22 protein-coding genes are annotated in these 21,184 nt (G+C 70.7%); 10 read left to right on the top strand and 12 right to left on the bottom strand.

The genetic code is table 11. The features are described 5' to 3' along the window. Window positions 1-16: 16 nt before the first annotated feature. Window positions 17-370 (bottom strand): hypothetical protein, encoded by a 354-nt coding sequence (locus ACIBK4_RS32170; RefSeq protein WP_399000370.1) that lies wholly within the window; start codon window positions 368-370, stop codon window positions 17-19. A 282-nt stretch (window positions 371-652) separates the two neighbouring features. Further along, the gene (locus ACIBK4_RS32165; protein WP_399000368.1) at window positions 653-1,552 is read right to left on the bottom strand and encodes a LysR substrate-binding domain-containing protein; all 900 of its coding nucleotides are present in this window, start codon (window positions 1,550-1,552) and stop codon (window positions 653-655) included. 210 nt (window positions 1,553-1,762) lie between these two features. Here ACIBK4_RS32165 and ACIBK4_RS32160 point away from each other — a divergent pair, with 210 nt between their 5' ends. Both ACIBK4_RS32160 and ACIBK4_RS32155 read left to right on the top strand, forming a co-directional pair. Then, window positions 1,763-2,776: an aldo/keto reductase gene (locus ACIBK4_RS32160; RefSeq protein WP_399000367.1), complete on the top strand. Its 1,014-nt coding sequence runs from the start codon at window positions 1,763-1,765 to the stop codon at window positions 2,774-2,776. 40 nt (window positions 2,777-2,816) lie between these two features. Continuing rightward, the gene (locus ACIBK4_RS32155) at window positions 2,817-3,233 is read left to right on the top strand and encodes an SRPBCC family protein (protein WP_399000366.1); all 417 of its coding nucleotides are present in this window, start codon (window positions 2,817-2,819) and stop codon (window positions 3,231-3,233) included. On the opposite strand, the gene ACIBK4_RS32150 is transcribed toward ACIBK4_RS32155, so the two are convergent. Genes ACIBK4_RS32150 through ACIBK4_RS32140 form a run of 3 tightly spaced genes read right to left on the bottom strand, consistent with a single transcriptional unit; the run spans window position 3,223 to window position 6,367 of the window. After that, on the bottom strand, window positions 3,223-4,023 hold the full coding sequence (locus tag ACIBK4_RS32150) for a sugar phosphate isomerase/epimerase family protein (RefSeq protein WP_399000781.1): 801 nt from the start codon (window positions 4,021-4,023) through the stop codon (window positions 3,223-3,225). The two genes, ACIBK4_RS32155 and ACIBK4_RS32150, sit on opposite strands and share 11 nt — an antisense overlap. Before the next feature lie 35 nt (window positions 4,024-4,058). Further along, entirely contained in the window at window positions 4,059-5,213 is a 1,155-nt protein-coding gene (locus ACIBK4_RS32145; RefSeq protein WP_399000364.1) for a dihydrodipicolinate synthase family protein, read from the bottom strand. Beyond that, the gene (locus ACIBK4_RS32140; protein ID WP_399000362.1) at window positions 5,210-6,367 is read right to left on the bottom strand and encodes a Gfo/Idh/MocA family protein; all 1,158 of its coding nucleotides are present in this window, start codon (window positions 6,365-6,367) and stop codon (window positions 5,210-5,212) included. The genes ACIBK4_RS32145 and ACIBK4_RS32140 overlap by 4 nt, the downstream gene beginning before the upstream one ends. 272 nt (window positions 6,368-6,639) lie before the next feature. Between ACIBK4_RS32140 and ACIBK4_RS32135 the strand changes: the two genes are divergently transcribed. Then, window positions 6,640-7,686 carry a LacI family DNA-binding transcriptional regulator gene (locus tag ACIBK4_RS32135; protein ID WP_033283883.1) on the top strand — a complete coding sequence of 349 codons (1,047 nt, stop codon included), beginning with the start codon at window positions 6,640-6,642 and terminating at the stop codon, window positions 7,684-7,686. Between the two features lie 116 nt (window positions 7,687-7,802). Here the strand turns inward: ACIBK4_RS32135 and ACIBK4_RS32130 are convergent, their stop codons facing one another. The 3 genes from ACIBK4_RS32130 to ACIBK4_RS32120 all read right to left on the bottom strand — a co-directional run bounded on the left by ACIBK4_RS32130 (window position 7,803) and on the right by ACIBK4_RS32120 (window position 10,058). Further along, window positions 7,803-8,432, bottom strand: coding sequence for a hypothetical protein (locus tag ACIBK4_RS32130; RefSeq protein WP_399000359.1), 630 nt, complete (start codon window positions 8,430-8,432; stop codon window positions 7,803-7,805). 226 nt (window positions 8,433-8,658) lie between these two features. Next, window positions 8,659-9,243 carry a GNAT family N-acetyltransferase gene (locus tag ACIBK4_RS32125; protein ID WP_399000358.1) on the bottom strand — a complete coding sequence of 195 codons (585 nt, stop codon included), beginning with the start codon at window positions 9,241-9,243 and terminating at the stop codon, window positions 8,659-8,661. Between the two features lie 146 nt (window positions 9,244-9,389). After that, entirely contained in the window at window positions 9,390-10,058 is a 669-nt protein-coding gene (locus tag ACIBK4_RS32120) for a Type 1 glutamine amidotransferase-like domain-containing protein (protein WP_399000356.1), read from the bottom strand. Window positions 10,059-10,307: 249 nt separating this feature from the next. Here ACIBK4_RS32120 and ACIBK4_RS32115 point away from each other — a divergent pair, with 249 nt between their 5' ends. Together ACIBK4_RS32115 and ACIBK4_RS32110 are read left to right on the top strand one after the other, a co-directional pair. After that, window positions 10,308-10,910, top strand: coding sequence for a DinB family protein (locus ACIBK4_RS32115; RefSeq protein WP_399000354.1), 603 nt, complete (start codon window positions 10,308-10,310; stop codon window positions 10,908-10,910). Window positions 10,911-10,999: 89 nt separating this feature from the next. Beyond that, a complete protein-coding gene (locus tag ACIBK4_RS32110; protein WP_399000352.1) occupies window positions 11,000-11,806 on the top strand; it encodes a DUF4253 domain-containing protein in 807 nt (268 codons plus the stop codon). Here ACIBK4_RS32110 and ACIBK4_RS32105 read toward each other — a convergent pair. Continuing rightward, window positions 11,803-12,330 (bottom strand): GNAT family N-acetyltransferase, encoded by a 528-nt coding sequence (locus ACIBK4_RS32105; protein ID WP_399000350.1) that lies wholly within the window; start codon window positions 12,328-12,330, stop codon window positions 11,803-11,805. The two genes, ACIBK4_RS32110 and ACIBK4_RS32105, sit on opposite strands and share 4 nt — an antisense overlap. A gap of 168 nt (window positions 12,331-12,498) precedes the next feature. Between ACIBK4_RS32105 and ACIBK4_RS32100 the strand changes: the two genes are divergently transcribed. The 3 genes from ACIBK4_RS32100 to ACIBK4_RS32090 all read left to right on the top strand — a co-directional run bounded on the left by ACIBK4_RS32100 (window position 12,499) and on the right by ACIBK4_RS32090 (window position 15,632). Then, window positions 12,499-13,461, top strand: a complete 963-nt coding sequence (locus ACIBK4_RS32100) for a GNAT family N-acetyltransferase (protein WP_399000347.1) — start codon at window positions 12,499-12,501, stop codon at window positions 13,459-13,461. Window positions 13,462-13,498: 37 nt separating this feature from the next. Beyond that, a complete protein-coding gene (locus ACIBK4_RS32095) occupies window positions 13,499-14,299 on the top strand; it encodes a sugar phosphate isomerase/epimerase family protein (RefSeq protein WP_399000345.1) in 801 nt (266 codons plus the stop codon). Window positions 14,300-14,384: 85 nt separating this feature from the next. Continuing rightward, complete coding sequence (locus ACIBK4_RS32090; protein ID WP_399000343.1) at window positions 14,385-15,632, top strand: MFS transporter; 1,248 nt, start codon at window positions 14,385-14,387, stop codon at window positions 15,630-15,632. Here the strand turns inward: ACIBK4_RS32090 and ACIBK4_RS32085 are convergent. Genes ACIBK4_RS32085 through aroA form a run of 3 tightly spaced genes read right to left on the bottom strand, consistent with a single transcriptional unit; the run spans window position 15,613 to window position 18,197 of the window. Then, window positions 15,613-16,200: an RBBP9/YdeN family alpha/beta hydrolase gene (locus ACIBK4_RS32085; RefSeq protein WP_399000341.1), complete on the bottom strand. Its 588-nt coding sequence runs from the start codon at window positions 16,198-16,200 to the stop codon at window positions 15,613-15,615. The genes ACIBK4_RS32090 and ACIBK4_RS32085 overlap by 20 nt on opposite strands. A gap of 55 nt (window positions 16,201-16,255) precedes the next feature. After that, entirely contained in the window at window positions 16,256-16,909 is a 654-nt protein-coding gene (locus ACIBK4_RS32080) for a GNAT family N-acetyltransferase (protein ID WP_399000779.1), read from the bottom strand. A 28-nt stretch (window positions 16,910-16,937) separates the two neighbouring features. Then, entirely contained in the window at window positions 16,938-18,197 is a 1,260-nt protein-coding gene (gene aroA / locus ACIBK4_RS32075) for a 3-phosphoshikimate 1-carboxyvinyltransferase (protein WP_399000340.1), read from the bottom strand. Window positions 18,198-18,635: 438 nt separating this feature from the next. Between aroA and ACIBK4_RS32070 the strand changes: the two genes are divergently transcribed. Both ACIBK4_RS32070 and ACIBK4_RS32065 read left to right on the top strand, forming a co-directional pair. Then, on the top strand, window positions 18,636-20,420 hold the full coding sequence (locus ACIBK4_RS32070) for a glycoside hydrolase family 3 protein (protein WP_399000338.1): 1,785 nt from the start codon (window positions 18,636-18,638) through the stop codon (window positions 20,418-20,420). Between the two features lie 111 nt (window positions 20,421-20,531). Next, window positions 20,532-21,173 carry a hypothetical protein gene (locus tag ACIBK4_RS32065; RefSeq protein WP_399000336.1) on the top strand — a complete coding sequence of 214 codons (642 nt, stop codon included), beginning with the start codon at window positions 20,532-20,534 and terminating at the stop codon, window positions 21,171-21,173. The last annotated feature ends 11 nt before the right edge of the window (window positions 21,174-21,184 follow it).

Raw genomic sequence — 21,184 nt, 5'->3', positions numbered from 1 at the left:
TGCGGGGTGGCCGACGTCAGCGGACGGTGACCGAGACACCCTTGGACACGGCGGCGCCGTCCTTGACGCGCAGGACCTGGACGCCCTTCTTCTGGAACTTGTCGGTCAGCTTGTAGGCGCTGTGGTTGACCTTGGCGGTCACCGGCAGCGACTTCCACGTCGCACCGCTCTTGACCTGCAGCGTGACCTTGCTGCCTTCCTTCAGGCCGGTGGTCTTGCCGGTGAAGGTGACCACGTCGCCCAGCTTCACGGTGCTGTGGTTGGCCTTGAGGGTGATGCCCGCCGGGGCGGGCGCGGCGACGGCGGAGGTGGCGCCGACGGCGACAAGCGCCGCGGAGGCCACGGAGACGGCGGCGATACGCACGTTCACAGTTAACTCCTTGTTTGTTTCTCGAATTACTTCTCTTATGCACCTCTCAGGCTTCTCTCATACAAGAGAAAGCCCGGAAGGCCGCGCTTCCGGGCTTTATCCCGGCCCCGCGGCAAGCACGATCCTACAGACATGACCTGGGGAGATACGGTTCCGAAAAGCTCCGAAAAACCTAAATCGACAGGCTAGTCACAGGAATAGCGCGCACCGCACGGACCCTGATCTGCATTTATAAAAACGAGCTGTGTGAAGGTGACTCTCACATTCCGGCCGCACCCGCGGTCAGGCGGCGCCCCGGCCCGCGAGGACCGTTTCGCGGAACGAGGCGACCACCGGCCGTAGATCGACCCGGTGCCAGGCCGCCCACAGCTGGACGGACGCTCCGTGCCAGGGCAGTTCGCGTACCGCGACGCCGTCGGTCGTGCCGCGCATCATGCTCTTCTGGATGAGCGCGAGGCCGAGACCGGAGGCGACCAGTCCCAGCGCGGTGAGCGGATCGGCCGCGTCCAGACGGATGTCCGGGGTGAAGCCGGAGGTCACGCACGACGCGACGAACGTGTCGCGCCAGGCCGGGTCCTGGGAGTCGCCCACCGCGATCCACGGCTGCCCGTCGAGGGTCTCGGGGGTCAACTCCGCCCGCCCCGCGAGGGGATGCTCCGCGGGCAGCGCGAGCAGCAGCGGGTCCCGCAGCAGAGGGGCCGCGTCCAGGTCCGGGTCCTCCTCGGGCGGCGGCGTGCGCACGAGGGCGATGTCGAGGCTGCGCTGGCGCAGTCCCTCGAACTGCTCGGCCGACTCCTGGTCGTACAGCGCGACGTGAATGCCCGGGCGCCGGTCGCGCAGGGTGCGCAGGGCGGTGGGCAGGACGCCCGTGTGCATGGCGTCGGCCACGTAACCGATGCACAGTCCGCCCTCCTCGCCGCGGCCGAGCCGCCGGCCGAGGTTCTCCAGCCGGTCCGCGTGGCGGAGCAGGGCACGCGCCTCGGTCAGAAAGACCCGGCCGTCGGAGGTCAGCCGGATGCGCTGCTGGCTGCGTTCGAAAAGGGTCAGGCCCAGGTTCTTCTCCAGCTGGGCGATCTGCCGGCTGAGCGGCGACTGGGAGATGTGCAGCCGCTCGGCGGCCCGGCCGACGTGTTCGGTCTCGGCGACGGCGACGAAGTAGCGGAGTTGGCGCAGGTCAAGCATGTAGGACCTCGGAGGACTCAAGTATGTCCAAGCAAGTCTTGGACAGTCTCACCCAGGGATCCTAACCTCGAACACGCAAGACCGACGGATCGCGCATTCACGGATGAATAAGCCGGAATCACCATCTCTCGGCACTCATAGCCACCTCTCGGCACTCATCGCCATCCCTCGGTACTCATCGGTACTCATCGCCATCGCAAGGATCCCCCCATGAGCATCAAGTCCCTCCTGCCCGGCGCCCTCGGCTTCGGCACCGCGCCGCTCGGCAACATGTTCCGCGCCATCCCCGACGAGGAGGCCGCGGCCACCGTCGAAGCCGCCTGGGACCAGGGCATCCGCTACTTCGACACCGCTCCCTTCTACGGCGCGGGACTCTCCGAGATCCGGCTCGGTGACGTACTCGCGCAGCACCCCCGCGACGAGTTCGTCCTCAGCACGAAGGTCGGCCGCGTCATCCTCGACGAGATCGAGGACCCGGCCGCACGCGACCTCGGCGAGAAGGGCGGCCTCTTCGAACACGGCCGTCCGAACAAGATGGTCAACGACTACACCGCCGACGCCACCCTCCGCTCCGTCGAGGACAGCCTCAAGCGCCTGCGGACGGACCGCCTCGACATCGTGTGGGTGCACGACGTCGCCCAGGACTTCTACGGCGACGAGTGGCTGGCCGCCTACGAGACCGCCCGCACCGGCGCGTTCCGGGCCCTGCGGAAGCTGCGCGAGGAGGGCGTCATCAAGGCCTGGGGCCTGGGCGTGAACCGCGTGGAGCCGCTGGAGCTGACCCTCGACCTGGACGAGCCGCAGCCCGACGCCTTCCTCCTCGCCGGCCGCTACACCCTCCTCGACCACGACCGCGCCCTGCAGCGCCTGCTGCCGGACGCCGCCGCGCAGGACGTCGACATCGTGGTCGGCGGCCCCTACAGCTCGGGCATCCTCGCCGGCGGAACGCACTTCGAGTACCAGCAGGCGCCCGCGCACATCATCGACAAGGTGGCGCGGATCAAGGCGCTCACCCGGCGGCACGGGGTCGGCATCAAGTCCGCCGCGCTGCAGTTCTCCCTCGCCCATCCGGCGACGGCAGCCGTGATCCCCGGCGCCACCAGGCCCAGCCGCATCGCCGAGGACCTGGCCGCTCTCGCCGAGCCGATCCCGGCCGCGTTCTGGACGGATCTGCGCGCGGAGGGGCTGATAGCGCAGGACGCCCCCGTACCCACCACCGTCTGACCCATCACCCCTACACCCCCTACGCCCCCAGGAGGATCCCGTGGCCACGACCACCGCGTCCCTCGACATACCCGCCTCGCCCGACCGCGTCTGGCAGCTCATCGGCGGCTTCGACTCACTGCCCGACTGGCTCCCCTACATCCCCGCCAGCGAACTCGGCGACGGCGGACGCGTCCGCAGCCTCCGGAACGAGGACGGCGGCGTGATCGTCGAGCGCCTGGAAGCCTTTGACGACAAGGCCCGCACCTACACCTACTCGATCGTCCAGGCGCCCTTCCCCGTCACCGGCTACGTCTCCACCCTCACGGTGCGCGAGACACCCGGGCAGGACACCGCCCGGGTGGAGTGGTCCGGCACCTTCACACCGGACGGCATCAGCGACGACGAGGCCATCGCCCTCTTCCACGGCATCTACGCGGACGGCCTCGCCGCACTGCACCGGACGCTCAGCGGATGACGTGTTCCACGAACCTCGCGGCCGTCTCCGCCAGCACCTCCCGCCCGTCCCGCGCCCACAGCCCGTCGTTGAACAGCTCCACCTCGATGGGGCCGTCGTAACCGGCCGCCTCGACATACGACTTCCACTCCCGCATGTCGATCGCACCGTCCCCGATCTGCCCACGGCCGTTGAGCACGCCCTCGGGCAACGGCGTTGTCCAGTCGGCGAGTTGGAAGGTGTGGATACGGCCGCCCGCACCCGCCCGGGCGATCTGCTCGGGCGCCCGGTCGTCCCACCAGATGTGGTACGTGTCCACCGTGACCCCGACCTGCTGAGCGGGGAACCGCTCCGCGAGGTCGAGGGCCTGGGCGAGCGTCGAGACCACGCAGCGGTCGGAGGCGAACATCGGGTGCAACGGCTCGATGGCCAGCCGTACGCCCCGCTCCTCGGCGTAGGGCCCCAACTCCCCCAGCGCGTCGGCGATCCGCTCCCGCGCGCCGTGCAGGTCCTTGGAGCCGACGGGCAGACCGCCGGAGACGAGGACGAGGGTGTCCGTGCCGAGCACGGCCGCCTCGTCCACGGCGCGGCGGTTGTCGTCCAGGGCGCGGGCGCGTTCGGCCGGGTCGAGCGCGGTGAAGAAGCCGCCCCTGCACAACGTTGTCACCGTGAGCCCCGCGTCGCGGACCAGCTTCGCGGTCGCCTCCACGCCGTACGACTGGACGGGCTCGCGCCACAGCCCGACGCCGGGGACGCCCAACTCCAGGCAGGCGTCGACCAGTTCGGGCATGGCGAGCTGCTTCACCGTCATCTGGTTGATGGAGAAGCGGGAGAGGTCGGGGTTGCTCACTGGGTCACTCCGTACAGGGCGAGCAGGTTCTTCATCCGTTCCTCGGCGAGCTTCGGGTCGGGGAACAGGCCCAGGCCGTCGGCGAGTTCGTAGGCGCGGGCGAAGTGCGGGAGGGAGCGGGCGGACTGGAGTCCGCCGACCATGGTGAAGTGCGTCTGGTGGCCCGCGAGCCAGGCCAGGAACACCACGCCGGTCTTGTAGAAGCGGGTGGGGGTCTGGAAGAGGTGACGGGACAACTCGACTGTCGGGTCGAGGAGTTGGCGGAAGCCCGCCGTGTTCCCGGTGTCCAGGACGCGGACCGCCTCCGCCGCCAGCGGGCCGAGCGGGTCGAAGATGCCGAGCAGGGCGTGACTGAAGCCCTGGTCGTCGCCCGCGATCAGCTCGGGGTAGTTGAAGTCGTCGCCGGTGTAGCACCGCACACCCTGCGGCAGTCGGCGCCGGATGTCGATCTCCCGCTGAGCCTCCAGGAGCGACACCTTGATGCCGTCCACCTTGTCGGGGTGGGCCGCGATGACTTCGAGGAACGTGTCGGTGGCCGCGTCCAGGTCGGACGAGCCCCAGTAACCCTCAAGTGCCGGGTCGAACATGGGGCCCAGCCAGTGCAGGACGACCGGTTCGGACGCCTGACGGAGCAGGTGGCCGTAGACCTCCAGGTAGTCCTCAGGCCCCTTGGCTACGGCCGCGAGCGCGCGGGACGCCATCAGGATGGCCTGCGCGCCCGACGCCTCGACGAGCGCCAACTGCTCCTCGTACGCGGCCTGTACGTCCGCCAGGGACGCCGGGCCGGTGAGCTGGTCGGTGCCGACACCGCACGCGATCCGGCCGCCAACCGCCTTGGCCTCGGCGGCGCTTCGGCGGATCAGCTCGGCCGCGCCCGCCCAGTCCAGGCCCATGCCGCGCTGGGCGGTGTCCATCGCCTCGGCGACACCGAGGCCGTGCGACCAGAGGTGGCGGCGGAAGGCGAGGGTGGCGTCCCAGTCGACGGCGGCGGCCGAGTCGGGGCTCGTGTCGGCGAAGGGGTCGGCGACGACATGGGCCGCCGAGAACACCGTACGAGAGGTGAAGGGGGTGCCGGAGGTGACGGCGAGGGGTTCCTGGCGGGGCTCGTACGCCCGCAATGCCCCGCTGCTGTCCGGGAGTTGGATGGTCACAGGGTGATCTCCGGAACGTCGAAACGGCGGCCCTCGGCGGACGACTTCAGGCCCAGCTCGGCGAGTTGGACACCGCGGGCGCCGGCCAGGAGGTCCCAGTGGTAGGGGGCGTCGGCGTAGACGTGGCGGAGGAACAGCTCCCACTGGGCCTTGAAGCCGTTGTCGAAGTCGGTGTTGTCGGGGACTTCCTGCCACTGGTCGCGGAAGACCTCGGTGGCGGGGAGGTCCGGGTTCCAGACCGGCTTGGGGGTGGAACTGCGGTGCTGGGCGCGGCAGTTGCGCAGACCGGCGACGGCCGAGCCCTCCGTCCCGTCGACCTGGAACTCGACGAGTTCGTCGCGGTTGACGCGGACGGCCCAGGAGGAGTTGATCTGGGCGATGGCGCCGCTGTCGAGCTCGAAGATGCCGTAGGCGGCGTCGTCGGCGGTGGCGTCGTAGGGCTTGCCGTTCTCGTCCCAGCGCTGCGGGATGTGGGTGGTGGCGATGGCCTGGACGGACTTGACGCGGCCGAACAGCTCGTGGAGGACGTACTCCCAGTGCGGGAACATGTCGACGACGATGCCGCCGCCGTCCTCCGAGCGGTAGTTCCACGACGGGCGCTGGGCACTCTGCCAGTCGCCCTCGAAGACCCAGTAGCCGAACTCACCCCGGATGGACAGGATCCGGCCGAAGAAGCCGCCGTCGATGAGGCGCTTGAGCTTCAGCAGGCCGGGGAGGAACAGCTTGTCCTGGACGACGCCGTGCTTGATGCCGGCGGTGTCGGCGAGGCGGGCCAGTTCGAGGGCGCCCTCGAAGTCGGTGGCCGTCGGCTTCTCGGTGTAGATGTGCTTCCCGGCCGCGATCGCCTTCTTGAGCGCCTCCTCGCGGGCCGAGGTGACCTGGGCGTCGAAGTAGATCTCGACGGTCGGGTCGGCGAGGACCGCGTCGACGTCCGTGGAGACGTTCGCCGGGTCCAGCCCGTGCTGCTCGGCAAGCGCCTTCAGCGCGTGCTCGCGGCGGCCGACGAGGATCGGTTCCGGCCACAGGACCGTACCGTCACCGAGGTCTAGACCACCCTGCTCGCGCAGTGCGAGGATCGAGCGGACGAGGTGCTGTCGGTAGCCCATGCGCCCGGTCACGCCGTTCATGGCGATACGCACCGTCTTGCGTGTCACGTGTTTCCCTTCGTCCACGCACGTTTCCACGTACGTCTCAAGAATGCAGCAAGCGCTTTCTATATATGCAGAAGCTAGCCTTTGCCCACTGGTCTGTACAAGACCGTGATGGGGTCGAGTTGTTCGAGGGGGCGAACAACCGGGGTGGATGGCCTTATCGTCTGCTCGGACGGGGGCTTCCTTTGGGCGGCCTGTGTACGACTGAGCAGCCTGTGTACAACGGCGTACGACAAGATGCGCGACCGAAGATGCGCGACCGGAGGACGAACAACATGACGGTGACCCTGGCGGACGTGGCGGCCCGCGCCCAGGTCTCCCCCGCGACGGTGTCGCGCGTACTGAACGGCAACTATCCGGTCGCGGCCACCACGCGGGAGCGGGTGCTGCGGGCGGTCGACGAGCTCGACTACGTCCTGAACGGCCCCGCAAGCGCGCTGGCGGCGGCCACCTCCGACCTGGTCGGCATCCTGGTCAACGACATCGCCGACCCCTTCTTCGGGATCATGGCGAGCGCGATCCAGGGGGAGATCGGTGGGCCGGGGGGCCGTGCGGGCGGCGAACGGCTGGCGGTGGTCTGCAACACGGGCGGCTCCCCGGAGCGCGAGCTGACATACCTGACACTGCTGCAACGACAGCGGGCGGCGGCGGTCGTGCTGACCGGGGGCGCGATGGAGAACGCGCCGCACGCGGCGGCCGTCGCGGCGAAGCTGCGGAAGCTGGGGGAGGCCGGGACGCGGGTGGTGCTGTGCGGGCGGCCGCCGGCGCCGGACACGGGGGCATTCGCGCTGACCTTCGACAACCGCGGGGGCGGGCGCGAGCTGACGGAACACCTGATCGGGCTGGGGCATCGGCGGCTCGGGTACATCGCGGGGCCGGAGGAACGGACGACGACGCGGCACCGGCTGGAGGGCCACCGGGAGGCGCTGGCGGCGCACGGGATCGTAGAGGATCCGCGGTGGACTGTGCACGGGCGCTACGACCGGCGGTCGGGGTACGAGGCCACGCTGGAGCTGCTGCGGCGGGATCCGTCGCTGACGGCCGTGGTCGCGGCGAACGACTCCGTCGCGGTGGGGGCGTGCGCGGCACTGCGGGAGTCGGGGCGCCGGATTCCGGACGACGTCTCCGTCGCCGGGTTCGACGATCTGCCGTTCAGTGTGGACGCGGTGCCTTCGCTGACGACGGTGCGGTTGCCGTTGTCGGAGGCGGGGGCTCGGGCGGGGCGGATCGCCATGGGGCGGGAGGAGCCGCCGCCGGGAGGGATTGCCACGGTTCGGGGGGAGTTGATGGTTCGGGGGTCTTCGGGGGTGCCGCGGAAGTAGGCGGGGTTCGGAAGCAGGGCGGGGTCTCGAAGTTGAGCGGGCGGGGCGGGTCTTTGCCGGGGCCTGTCGCAGGGGCCTTGTTTCGGTGTCGGTGTCGGGTGCCGGTGCGGGTTCGGTCAATGACCCGGTGTCGAGGCCCATGCGCTGGTTCCCGCCAAGGAGCAGGCGACGGTGTAGCTGACCAGCGCGGGCAGCAGGAGCGTCGCAAGGGTGGCCCACACGCCGAAGAGCACGTGCACGAAGCGGGGAACGGACGATCGTGGGTCCAGGCCCAGGAGGCCACGGGCGTGTCTGGTCACCCTGACCGGTGCGCCGGACGGTTGGGCATCCGCTCTCACGACGGCACGGCGTATGGATTCCTCCGCCCGTGTGTCACGGTCGATCGCCAAGCGCAGCCCGTGCCGGTCCCGCAGGTGCAACTCGTCGACTGTGCCGCCGTATCGGCCGAGCATGGCGAACCTGCGGACACTGGCCAGAGCGTCCAGCTCGATCGTGCGGACACCGGTGAGTGTGCGGGCGGACACGAGGTGTCTCCCGTCGACGGTGGAGAGGTGCGGCGTTCCCGCGTCCCCGAACCAGATCAGGAACGCCAGTACTCCGGCGACGAATCCGGCCCCGGTGGCGATACCGGTGTCCGTCGCCTTCACCACATGGGTCCGGATCAGCCCCGCGTCCGCGAGGACGACTGCCGCCCATGCCGCGCCCACGATCCCCAGCGCGAACCGCACACGGCGACGGGCGGACAAGGGCTCCACCGGTGAGGGCGGCAGCCTTCGCCGCGAACGGCGCGTGTGCCGGTCGAGCCGACGGCGTTGCACTGCGAGAGACACCTTGTTCTTGTTCCACTTGTTCTTGTTCCACGAAGATCCCTGCCCCCACATGGCCGCAGGTTAAGCGCGCGGGGGACGGGAGACCAGCGTTCCGCACCACTCACGCTGCGATCTCGCGCTCGTCGCGGTCCGCGGCCCGACCTCAACGGCCCCTGACCCGGGCGTGCAGATGCATGTCGTGTCGGCCGTCGTCATGTACGGCGGCGCTGCGCTTGGTGCCTTCCAGGAAGTAGCCGGACTTGGTGGCGACCCCGCAGGAGGCGAGGTTGCGGGTCGAGTGGTCCAACTCCAGCCGGTGGAAGCCGATTTCGTCCAGGGCCCAGGCGGTGAGCGCACCAAGGCCGCGCGAGGCGACACCGGCGCCGCGGGCGGCGGGCAGTACCCAGTAGGCCACGCCGGCTGTGCCGTCGTCGAAGTCCAGACCGCGCAGTGCGATCCGGCCGAGTACCTCGACGCCGTCGCGGGTGATCGCCCAGTGGCCGCCCTTCTCGTCGGTCCAGTCCCGGCGGTAGGCCTCGAACCACTCCCGGACCTGGGCCTCGGTGGCCGGCCGACGCGTGTGCCAGCGGCGGATCTCGTCGTCCCGGTAAGCGGACATGAACGCCGGTGCGTCGGCTTCCTCCCAGGGGCGCAGCAACAGGCCCCCGGGGACGGGGAGTACGGGTTGGGAAGAGCCACCGAGCAGGCCGGGGGCGATGACGGGCGGCGTCGACAGGGCGCGAGTCATGCGTCATGGTCGCCCGAGGCCGACCACTCGCGTCAACCTCGCGGGCGCAGGCCTTTGTGCGGCCGAAAACTCCGGGCCCTGCCCTGCTCCGCCCCGCCCTGCCCTGCCCTGCCTGGAATCCCCCGCCCCCGTCACGTCACATCACGTCACGGATGAACCCGCCACCGCCCCTCGGATACGACATCCACCTTGCCGTCCCTGACGCGGACCGCCGTGTCGTCGTCGATGAAGTACAGGGGGAAGTCCGCCCGTTCGACGATGTGGTCGGCCCAGGTGTCGGTCCGCTCGGGGAAGTTGGGTGAGTAGAGGTGGGGCTTGAGGTACCAGTCGAAGAGGGCGAACGGTGGCTCCACTGTCGTCGCGCCGAGGAGGTGGAGGTCCGCGGTGTCGCCGATGACGTCGGCCGAGTGTGCGGTGAGGTTGCGGCTGAAGATCATTGAGCCGGCGCTGACTCCGACATAGACCCGGCTCTCCAGCGCCTCCAGGAAGCCGTCCGCCAGGCCGTTGCCGGTGATGCTGCGGGCGAGGTGGTAGTGGTTGCCGCCCTCGACGTAGATGACGTCGGCGTGGAGGAGTCGGTCGAGCACCAACTGGCGGGGCAGGCCGTTCAGTTCGAGGATGTCGAACTCCCGCCAGCCGAGGCCGTGCAGGCGGTTCATGTCGGCGACGAACCAGCCGTGGTCGCCGGGCTCGGCGACGGACGCGGTCGGGATGTACACGACGTTCGCCGATCCGAACGGCTTTCCCAGCATGTCCCGCAGCGCGTCCCGCAGGGTCTCGTTGCGCAGGCCGCTCGCCGTCAGCAGAAGGTTCATCGGGCGAGCCAAGCACGGCCGAGCGGGCGCGTGCAACGGACCCGGGGATCCACCCGGTCCTTCCGCACCGGCGCCGGGGTTCGACCCGCGTGAGTCGGCCCGCGATCCCCGGCCCCTCGGGCCTCCGAACGGCTCCTGTCGGCGGGCCGGGCGGGTCTACGCTGTGCCCTGCGGCCGCCGTAGGGTCCTCCGTCCTCGCACAGCGGTGATCGACGGTCGCCGTATCCGTTGGTGCCTCTGGAGGAGCCGATGATCTCGCCCGGCCCAGTGACCCGCGACCTGCTCACCACGTACGACGAGGTGTGTTCCAGGATCCTGGCCCGCCTGGACGGGCTCACCGACGCCGAATACCTCTGGGAGCCCGTTCCCTCGTGCATGACGCTCCGCGCGTCGGCGGACGGGACGGGGATGTTCCGCGCCGACCCGCGGCCCGCGCGTGATGTCGTTCCGGCGCCGTTCACGACGATCGCCTGGCGGATCTGGCACATCGGAGCGGACTGCCTGCGTGGTTACGGCCGTTTCTTCGAGGACGACTCCGAGGGCGAGGACCGGCATCTCTGGCCGGGCACGGCCACCGCGGGCATTCGGATGCTGGCCGACGACGCGCTCCAGTTCCGGGCCCGCGTCGCATCCCTCGGCGATGACGGCCTCCTTCGGCCCATGGGCCCTCGCGCCGGCGCCTACGGCCATGAGAGCTACCTGCTCCTGGCCCTCCACGCCCTGGACGAAGTCGCTCACCACGGTGCCGAACTCGGTGTCCTGCGCGACCTCTACCTCCACGGAGACTCCTCGGGGCAAGCGACGAACCCCGATGAAGCCGACGCGACGACCAGGCGCCCACCGACCTCCTGACAGACGGCCGACGGCAAACACCGGGATCCTGTCCGTCCCCGTTCCACTCCCCCGGCGCCATTGTCAGTGCCGCCCCTTATCGTCACGCCATGGTTTTCGCCCTGCCTGACGAACTGCCCCTGCCCTCCGGTCGCTTCGAGTCGCGAGGGGAGGTGGAGGTGTGGTTCTCCGACGAACTGCCGGAGGATCTCGTGGAGTTGTGGCCCCGGCTGCTGGAGTCGGCCGAAGTCACGGGGCTGTATCCGTTCATCTGCTGGCGGGATGATCCCTACCAGCCAACGGACTTGAGTGAGGTCGACGCGGTTCGGCTCGATGCCGTGCTCGCGGCTGACTTCGTCGAGTATCGGCGTCGGCGGTTGCCGTACTGGTCGAATCCGCCGTCGGCCGATGTGTTGCCGGACGACGACGATCCGGAGGACTTCGAGCCCTGGCCGCACGATCCGGGGCCGCCGTTCGAGAGCTGGCCGGGGCTCGCGGCGGGCGGGGCCGACACGAATGCCGGGGTGAGTGCGGCGGAGGCCGGGCAGCGGGCCGTAGAGGATCTGCTGGGGGACGAACCCTTTGTGCACACTTGCCAGTTGGCCCTTGTGCCCGCGCAGCGCAGTGCCGATGTGCCGGCGATCGTCGGGTGGGCGGCCGAGGCTCCGCTTCCCTTGCTGTGTGCGTTGTTGCGGAGTTGGGAGGAGCGGTTCGGGGCGCGGGTCGTGTCGGGGTTCGGAGGTGCGCTGACCGTGTCGGTCGCCCGGCCGCCCCTTGATGTCCCGCACGCGGAGCAACTCGCCCTGGAACATGTGCTGTCGACCGCCGACAACATCGTGGACGATCCGCCGACGCCGTTCCCCGAGTACGCGAACGGGATGGTGGGGCGGCATCAGTGGCGGTTCTGGTGGGACTAGGACCACACGCCGAACCACTGCTCGGCGCCGTAGTCCTCGTACCGCTCCACCTCCGTGAACCCCAGCTTCGCCGCCAGCCGCATCGAGCGGGCGTTGGCGGTCTGGGTGCGGAGCACCACCGGCTCACCGAGAGCGACCTCGGCGAACCAGGCGAGTGCCGCCGCGCACGCTTCGGCGGCGTACCCGTAGCCCCACGCCTGGGGCAGGAACAGGTAGCCGAGTTCGGTCCGTCCGATGTCCGGGCGGACGTGCCCCGGGCGGTCCGCGTGCGGGTCGAGCATGACCGTGCCGATCATCGCCCCGTCGCGATCGATCACGAAGGAGCCGGGGCGCCGCCCGGGTGTCTCGGGTGCCGTGCGTTCCAGTTCGGCGCGCGGTCGAGGGCCGCCGAGGTAGGTGTGGACCTCCGGTGCGGCGAGCAGGTCGATGAACGTCGTGCGGTCCCGGGGTTCCGACTCGCGGAGTACGAGCCGTTCGGTCTTGATCGGGGCGGGCGGCCAGGCGGCGAGGGCGAGTTCGGTCATGGCGGGCAACCTAGCGCGGGCCCGTGAGAGCGAGCCGAACGGGAAACCCCGGGCCCGGTAGGCATCCCGCAGCCGAACCATGGACGCACCCCCCTCCCCCGTACTACGGTCAACCCCGTAATACCTCTGACTGAGTCAACTACCCTGAGCGAGCACCGGGGATCGATCATGACCGTCCAGGACATTCGCGCCTTCAACCGCTTCTATACGAACGTCATCGGCGCCCTCGACTACAGCCGTCACCTCTACGCCCCGTACACCCTCACCGAGTCCCGCGTGCTGTACGAACTCGCGCACTCGCCGCGTACGGACGCCGCCGATATCCGTGCCGAACTCTCGCTGGACGCCGGGTACTTGAGCCGGATTCTGAACCGGTTCGAGCAGGACGGGCTGGTCGAGCGGGCGCCCTCGGAGCGGGATCCGCGGCGGCGGCAGGTCACGCTCACCGTGCGGGGGCGGGAGACCGCCGACCTGCTGGCCGAGCGGGCGGACGAATCCGTCGGGGCGCTGCTCGCGACCGTGCCTGAGGCCGACCGGCCGCGGCTCGCCGAGGCGCTGCGTACCGTACGGGCCATCCTGTCGGAGGACGCGGAGGATGGGGAGGATACGGAGGGTGTACGGCGGTTCCGGCCCGAGGATGTCGTGCTGCGGGAGCCCGGGCCCGGTGACCTGGGCTGGATCGTGCAGCGGAACGCGGCGCTGTATGCCGCCGAGTACGGCTTCAACGCCGACTACGAAGGGCTCGTCGCACGGATCGTCGCCGATTTCGCCGAGGATCACGATCCGCATCTGGAGCGGGTGTGGATCGCCGAGCTGGACGGGCGGGCGGTGGGGTGTGTGATGTGCGTGCGGGACGACGCCCCGGGGACCGCTCGGCTGCGGTTGCTGCTCGTCGAGCCGGACGCGCGCGGGCTGCGGATCGGGGATCAACTCGTCGCGGCGGTCGTCGAGTTCGCGCGCGGGGTGGGTTATCGCGACCTCGTGCTGTGGACCAACGACATCCTCGGTGCCGCCCGCCGTATCTATCAACGGCACGGTTTCGTGCTCACCGCCGAGAAGCCGCACCGCTCCTTCGGGCAGGATCTCGTCGGCCAGGACTGGCGGCTCGACCTGCTCCAGCGGCAGCGATGAGGGGCAGCGATGAGCGGCGACGAGTAGGGTCCGTGGCATGAAGCTCGCCTTCTCCACCCTCGGTGTCCCCGGCCTCCCCGTGACCGACGTACTGGACCTCGCCGTCACGCACGGCTACCACGGCGTCGAGCTGCGCGCGCACCCGGAGGAGCCCGTGCACCCCGGCATCGACGCCGCCCAACGGGCCGACGTGGTCGCCGAGTTCAAGGCGGCCGGGGTCGAAGTCCTGGGCCTGGCAGGGTATGCGCGGGTGGCGGCTCCCGGTGACGACGCCGCCGTACTCGCCGAGATCCGTGAACTCCTGGAACTGGCAAGGGACTTGGGCGCGCCCTTCATCCGCGTCTTTCCCGGCGGCGGTACCGAGCAGCCCGTCGGGGAGGCCGACGCCACGGCCGCGCGGCGGCTCGGTACGGCGGCGGAGTGGGGTGCCGATCTCGGCGTACGGGTGCTGCTGGAGACCCACGACTCGCACCGGACCGGTGCGGACGCGCTGCGCGTGCTGGGCCCGGTCGGGCACCGGCAGGCCGGTGCGCTGTGGGACGTGATGCACACCTGGCTGGGCGGGGAGCAGCCGTCGGAGACGATCGCCGCGCTGGGGCCGTATCTCGGATACGTGCAGGTCAAGGACATCGCCTCGGCCGACGACACCACCCCGCTGCCGCTCGGGGCCGGGGTGCTCCCGCTCGCCGAGTGCGTCGAGCTGCTCGCCCGGCACGAGTGGGACGGCTGGCTGTGCTGGGAGTACGAGAAGCGCTGGTACGAGGCCGCCGCGCCGCTGCCGGAGCTGCTGGGCGCCGGTCACGATCATCTGGCGCGGCTGCTCAACGACTCCGCGTAAACGACTGGCGGCGCCGACGGGCCGCAGCTTAGGGTCCCCCGGTGCCTCCTCACCCCGCCCCGCGCCCTGCCGTGCCCGTGTCCTCATGAGCCCCGCTCTCACCCACACCTTGATCGACGTACGGCCGTTGCGGACGTCCCCGGTGTTCCGGCGGCTGTTGATCGGGCGGACGGTGTCCCTGCTGGGCTCGTTCATGACCACGGTGACCGTCATGTACCAGGTCTGGGACATGACCCGCAGCACGGTCTGGACCGGCGCGGTCGGGCTGGCGAGCGCGGTGCCGACGGTGGTCGTCGGGCTGTTCGCCGGTTCGTGGGTGGACCGGGGTGACCGGCGGCGCATCTACCTCGTCAACACCGTTGCGCAGGCGGCCTGTTCGCTGCTCCTCGCCGTGCAGGGCTTCACCGGTCACGTCCCGGTGCTCGGCATCCTCCTCCTGGTCGCCGCCCAATCGGGCTTCGGCACGGTGGGCGGCCCGGCGTCGGGTGTGTTCATCCCCCGGCTGCTGCCGAAGGACCAGGTGGCGGCGGGTCTCGCGCTCAACACCATGTCCTTCACGACCATGATGCTCGTCGGCCCCGCGCTCGGCGGCCTGCTGATCGGCTGGGCCGGCATCGGCGCCGGTTACCTGGTCGACGCGCTCACCTTCCTCGTCGCTTTCTACGGCGCCTTCGGCCTGCCCGCGCTGCCGCCCGAGGGCGAGCCGTCGCGCGGCGGACTGCACGGCGTCCTGGACGGCCTGCGCTTCCTGGCCGGCCACCGGGTGGTGCGCGGCGCGCTGCTCACCGACCTGGCGGCGACGGTCCTGGCGATGCCGGTCAGCCTGTTCCCGCTGATCAACTCCGAGCGTTTCGGGGGTGATCCGCGCACCCTGGGCCTGTTCCTGTCGGCGATCTCGGTCGGCGGCATCACGGCGTCCGTCTTCTCCGGCACCGTCACCCGGCTGGGCCGTCCCGGTCCGGTGATGCTGCTCGGCGCGAGCACGTGGGGCGTCGCGCTGGCGGCCTTCGGCCTGATGACGAACCCGTGGGCGGGCCTCGGCTGCCTCGCGCTGGCCGGCGCCGCCGACGCCTGCTCGGTGGTCTCCCGCAGCACGATCATCCAGACCCACACCCCGGACGCCCTCCTCGGCCGCGTCTCCGCCGCCGAACAGATCGTCGGCCAGGCGGGCCCCAACCTCGGCAACCTCCGCGGCGGCCTGGTCGCGGGCTGGAGTTCGGGGGCTACGGCCCTGTTCACCGGCGGGTTGTTGTGCGTGCTGGCGGTGGCGGGGGTGGGGGCGAGTACGCCTGAACTGCGTGCCGGGGCAGGGGTCACGCCGGACGGGCCGTGAGCGGCGCCGTCCCGTCCAGGCACCACTCCAGCACGGCGGGCCACGAGCCGTACCCGGCGACCAGGTCCAAGTGGCCCCCGCCCGGGATGAGTTCGGTGCGGAGGCCGAACGGGTCGCCGTAGGCGATGCGGGCGTTCTCCGGGCAGTACGGGTCGTCGTCGCCGGCGACCAGCCGGACGTCTCCCGGGAGGGTGAACCCGGGTGCGGGCGGGGCGAATCCGGCGACCTCCGGATACTGCGCGACCACGGCAGCGGAAGGCGGTCCGACCAGCAGCACCCGGTCCGCCTCACCGCCCCGCACCTGCCCGCGGGCGACGGCGTGCAGCCAGAGCAGCACCGAGGCACTGTGCGCGAGGACGACCCGCTCGGCGCCGCCGCTGTCGTTCAACTCGTCGAGGCAGCGCGCGAGTTCACCCAGCCACACGTCCAGGTCGGGGACGTCGGGGTCGGGCAGCTGGGGGTAGACGACATGGTGGCCGAGTTCACCGAGCCGGTCGGCCAGCCAGTGCTGCCAGTGCTCCTTCGGGCGGTGATTCTGCCAGCCGTGGAGGATGAGGTAGGAGTTCATGAGGGCGATGGTTTCCGATCACCGGCCGATCGGTCCAGCCGGCCGAGGTCTGTGATCAACTCGGGTCATGCGTGCCTGAGTTGTACCGCGCCAGCCGTGCCCGCACCCGCGCCTCCAACCCCGCCCTGCACTCCCCCCACTCCGCCGCCGTGATCGAGTAGATCGCGGAATCACGCAACCGGCCCTCCTCCCCCGGCGCCCAGGACCGGGACCAGTTCCGCAGTACGCCCTCGAAGCGGGCGCCCACGCTCTGGATCGCGGCGCGGGAGCGGTCGTTGCGGGCGTCCGTCTTCAGGTCGACCCGGGACACGCCCCATTCCTCGAACGCGTGCCGGAACAGCAGGAGTTTGGCCTCGGCGTTCACCCCCGTGCCCTGCGCCGAACCCGCCAGCCAGGTGAACCCGACCTCCACGGCGTCGAGTCGGTCGTCCGTCAGCCACGAGCGGGGTTCCCAGTAGGCCGTGACGCCGACGGCCTTCCCCGTGGCCGTCAACACCTGGGCGTACGGCGCGAGTCGGCCCGTCGCGGCCGTGCCCAACTGGGTATCGATGTAGGCCCGCACCTCGTGCGCCCTCGGCACCCAGGTGAACTCGTACGAACCCCGGTTCTCCTCCGCCGCCACCGCCAGCTCGGCCGCGTGCCGGTGGTCGAGCGGCTCCAGGCGCACCAACTCCCCTGCCAGAACCGGCGCCTTCAGATCCAGCCCCACGCCGAAACCCACGCTCGTCCCCTCCCCCTCATGCCGGCAACTGCTCCCGCAGCACCGCGAATTCCTCATGGAAATCCGGGAAAGTCTTCCGTACACACCCCGGGTCGTCGAACGAAATACCCGGCACCCTGAGCCCGGTCACCGCGAAGGACATGACGATGCGGTGGTCGCCGTAGGACTTGATCTCCGTGCCGGTGACGGGAGTTGACCCCGGCACGTCGCTCGGGCGGATCTCGATCCAGTCCGGGCCGGTCGCCACCTCGACGCCCAACCGTCGGAGACCCTCCGCACAGGCCTCCAACCGGTCGCACTCCTTCACCCTCGTGTTGCCGACGTCCTCGATGCGGACCGGGCCGGAGGCGAAGGGGGCGATCGCGGCCAGGGTCGGCATGGTGTCCGAGATGTCGCGCATGTTGACGGTGAGGCCGCGCAACTCGCCCGTGCCGCGCACCCGGGTGCCCTGCGCGCTCGTCTCCACCTCCGCGCCCATCCGGCGCAGAACGTCGACGAAGCCCAGGTCGCCCTGGAGCGCGCCCGTGCCCAGCCCCGGGACCGTCACCTCTCCACCCGTCACGGCCGCCGCCGCGAAGAAGTAGCTCGCGGTGGACGCGTCCGGTTCGATGCCGTAGGTGGTGGCCCTGTAGCCCCCCGGCGGGACGACGTACACACGGCCGTCCCCCTCCCGTCGTACCTCCACGCCGAACTCCCGCATCATCGCGATCGTGATCTCGACGTACGGCGCGGAGACCAGGTCCGTGACCCTGACACGGAGTCCCTTCCTCGTCAGGGGGCCCAGCAGGAGCAGCGCGGTCAGGTATTGCGAGGACTGGCCCGCGTCCAGGACCACCTCGCCGCCCTCCACCCCCGACGCCTCGACGCGCAACGGGTGGTGGCCCTCCGCCTCCTCGTGGCGCAGGTCGACGCCGAGGTCGCGCAGGGCCTGGGTGAGGGGGAGGAGGGGGCGGCGGCGCATTTGCGGGGACGCGTCGAAGCGGAAGCTGCCGTGCCCGGCCGCCGCCAGCGTGGGGAGGAAGCGGGCCGTCGTCGCGCCGTCGCGGCAGTACACGTCCGCCTCCGCGACCGCCGGGCCCTGCGGGCGGCCGTCGATCTGCCAGGCGTCCGGGGTCCGGCCGACCCGGTAGCCGAGCCGGGTCAGGCCCTCGGCGAAGCCCTCGGTGTCGTCCGAGCGGAGGGGGCGCCGGAGGGTGGTGACGCCGTCGGCGGCCGCCGCCAGGAAGAGCGCACGGGCGGTGATGGACTTGGAACCGGGGATGTCGACTACGGGCATGCCCTCATGATCGGGCGGCGGTCGGCCGCCCCGCCGGGACGTCCACGGGATGGACCACCGCCGTTCGCCCCCGCGTTCCTGTGCGTGACCGCATCCGTCCCGTTGTGCACACGTTCACCAACTTCCGGCGATCGGGCCGAAGCGGGGAACCCGGACCGCTTCCGCTTCGTCCAAACCGCATGCTGTCGGACGAGTCTCCGCGGTGCGGCGTCGGCCTAGCTGCTGGCTGCGAAAGCTGACAAACCCTCTCCTCCGTGCCGCGGCCGGCAGCAAGCCGTCATCGGCGCGCCCCCCTCCAACTGCGCCGATGGCGGCCCCCTCGCTGGGTACTGTGCGTTCCCTTGACTGGCAGAAACTTCCCGGATATTCGTGAAGTCTTGGAAGTTTCCTTCAGTGGATCCGATGATCCGAAGTGGAACACCTCCGGAAGGAGCGCACGTGCCCTCCAGACGTACCGTTCTCGCCGCGACCATGGGCGTCACCGCGTCCCTGGCGGTCGGCGGTACCGCCCACGCCGACGACACCCGACTCCGCTCGCTGATCTCCCGTATGACGCTGCCGGAGAAGGTCGGCCAGCTGTTCGTGATGCGGGTCTACGGCCACTCCGCCACCGCCCCCGACCAGGCCGACATCGACGCCAACCTGAGCGAGATCGGCGTCCGCACGGCCGCCGAGCTGATCGCCAAGTACCGCGTCGGCGGCATCATCTACTTCACCTGGGCCCACAACACCCGCGACCCGCACCAGATCGCCGATCTCTCCAACGGCATCCAGAAGGCGTCCCTGAGCCAACCCCGAGGGCTGCCCGTACTGGTCGCCACCGACCAGGAACACGGCATCGTCTGCCGTATCGGCGCGCCCGCGACGCTCTTCCCGGGCGCGATGGCGATCGGCGCCGGCGGCTCCCGCGGCGACGCCCGTACCCTCGGCCGGATCTCCGGCGCCGAGCTGCGCGCGATGGGCGTCAACCAGGACTACTCCCCCGACGCCGACGTGAACGTCAACCCGGCCAACCCGGTCATCGGCGTACGGTCCTTCGGCGCCGACCCGAACGCGGTGGCCGGCCTCGTCGCCGCCGAGGTGCAGGGGTATCAGAGCAGCCAAGTCGCCGCCACCGCAAAGCACTTCCCCGGGCACGGCGACACCGCCGTCGACAGCCACTTCGGGTTTCCCGTCATCACGCACAGCCGGGAGGTGTGGGAGGCGCTCGACGCCGTCCCCTTCCGCGCGGCCGTCAAGGCGGGCATCGACTCGATCATGACCGCCCACATCATGGTCCCGGCCCTCGACGACTCCGGCGACCCGGCCACCCTCTCCCACCCCATCGTCACCGGCGTCCTGCGCGGCGAACTCGGCTACGACGGCGTCGTGATCACGGACGCGCTGGGCATGGAGGGGGTACGCCAGAAGTACGGGGACGACAGGGTGCCCGTGCTCGCGCTGAAGGCCGGGGTGGACCAACTCCTCAACCCGCCCTCCCTGGACGTCGCCTGGAACGCCGTCCTCAAGGCCGTGCGGGGCGGGGAGTTGACGGAGGCACGGCTCGACGAGTCGATCCTGCGGGTGCTGCGGCTGAAGGCACGGCTGGGGTTGTTCGAGGACGCCTACGTCAGCCGGGCGGGCGTCGACCGCACGGTCGGGACCCCCGCTCATCTCGCCGCCGCCGACCGCATCGCCGAGCGGACCACCACCCTGCTGGTCAACTCGGCGGGACTGCTGCCGTTGTCCCGTCGTACGCACGGGAAGGTGCTGGTGGTCGGCGCCGATCCGGCCTCCCCCACGGGTACTACGGGTCCACCCACCGGTGTACTGGCCTCCGCCCTCGGCGAGTCGGGGTTCACGGCGACTGCCCTGTCCACCGGTACGGCGCCTTCCGCCGCGACCGTCGCCAAGGCCGTGACGGCGGCGGGTGCGGCGGACGCGGTGGTGGTGGCGACCTACAACGTCACGGCGGCCGACGCGCAGAAGACTCTCGTCGAGCGACTCCTCGCCACCGGGAAGCCGGTCGTGGCCGTCGCCGTCCGCAACCCCTACGATGTTGCCCAACTGCCCGCCGTGTCCGCCTACTTGGCGTCCTACTCCTGGACCGACGTCGAACTCCGGGCGGCGGCACGGGTGATCGCGGGCCGGGTCAGGCCGCGCGGGAGGCTCCCGGTCGCGGTGCAGCGCGCGGACGACCCGACGCAGGTGCTGTATCCCGTAGGGCACGGGCTGTCGTACTAGGGGTACGTTCCCCACCCGCCCCACCCCCGCCAACTGGCCCAAAGCCCCCCGCACGTCTGGCGTGCGCCCGCTGTCGCGGGTCACGCTGGGCGGGGGCAGTCGGGGGGATCGATGCGTGAGCGATGGTGCGTGGGCGTGGTGTGTGCGGTGCTGCTCGCCGCCCTGACGACGGGCTGCCAGGCCGCGCACGGTTCCGGATCGGGCGAGGGCGACGGACGGCTCGGCGAGAAGGCGGCCGCGTCGTCGTCCGCGACGACCCAACCCTCCGGCTACGGCGCGGTGTTCCTCGCCGTCGACGAGTGCAGTTCCTTCGGCACGACGAGTTTCACCGAGGTGCCGTGTACGAGTGAACGGGCGGCCGCGCGGGTCATCGCCCGCTACGACGGTGATGTGAGCGCCGGTCCCGTCTGTCCGGCGACCACCGACTTCGTGCTGCACATCAGCGCCCAGGGGTCGTCGGGCGCGGGCGGCGACGGTGTCGTACCCAAGGGCTACGCCTGTATGCGGAACCTGGAGCCGCCGCACCCCGGCGACCCGGGTGGCGGGGGCGGGCCGCGCACGATCGTCGGTGACTGTGTCTACGGCTCGGGCAGCGGGCAGGTCCGGGAGACGGCGTGCGACGGCTCGGGGCAGAAGAAGCCGCAGTACAAGGTGGTCAAGGCCGTGCTCCGGCGCGCGAGTTGCCCCGCGTCGACGGCCCTGTACGTGCAGCTCGGCGGCGAGCAACCCGTGGGCTGCGCCCGGCCGGTGTAGTCGGGTGACCG

Source organism: Streptomyces sp. NPDC050528, from assembly GCF_044457795.1.
GTDB lineage: Bacteria > Actinomycetota > Actinomycetes > Streptomycetales > Streptomycetaceae > Streptomyces.
This window is presented reverse-complemented; position numbering and strand designations above follow the sequence as displayed.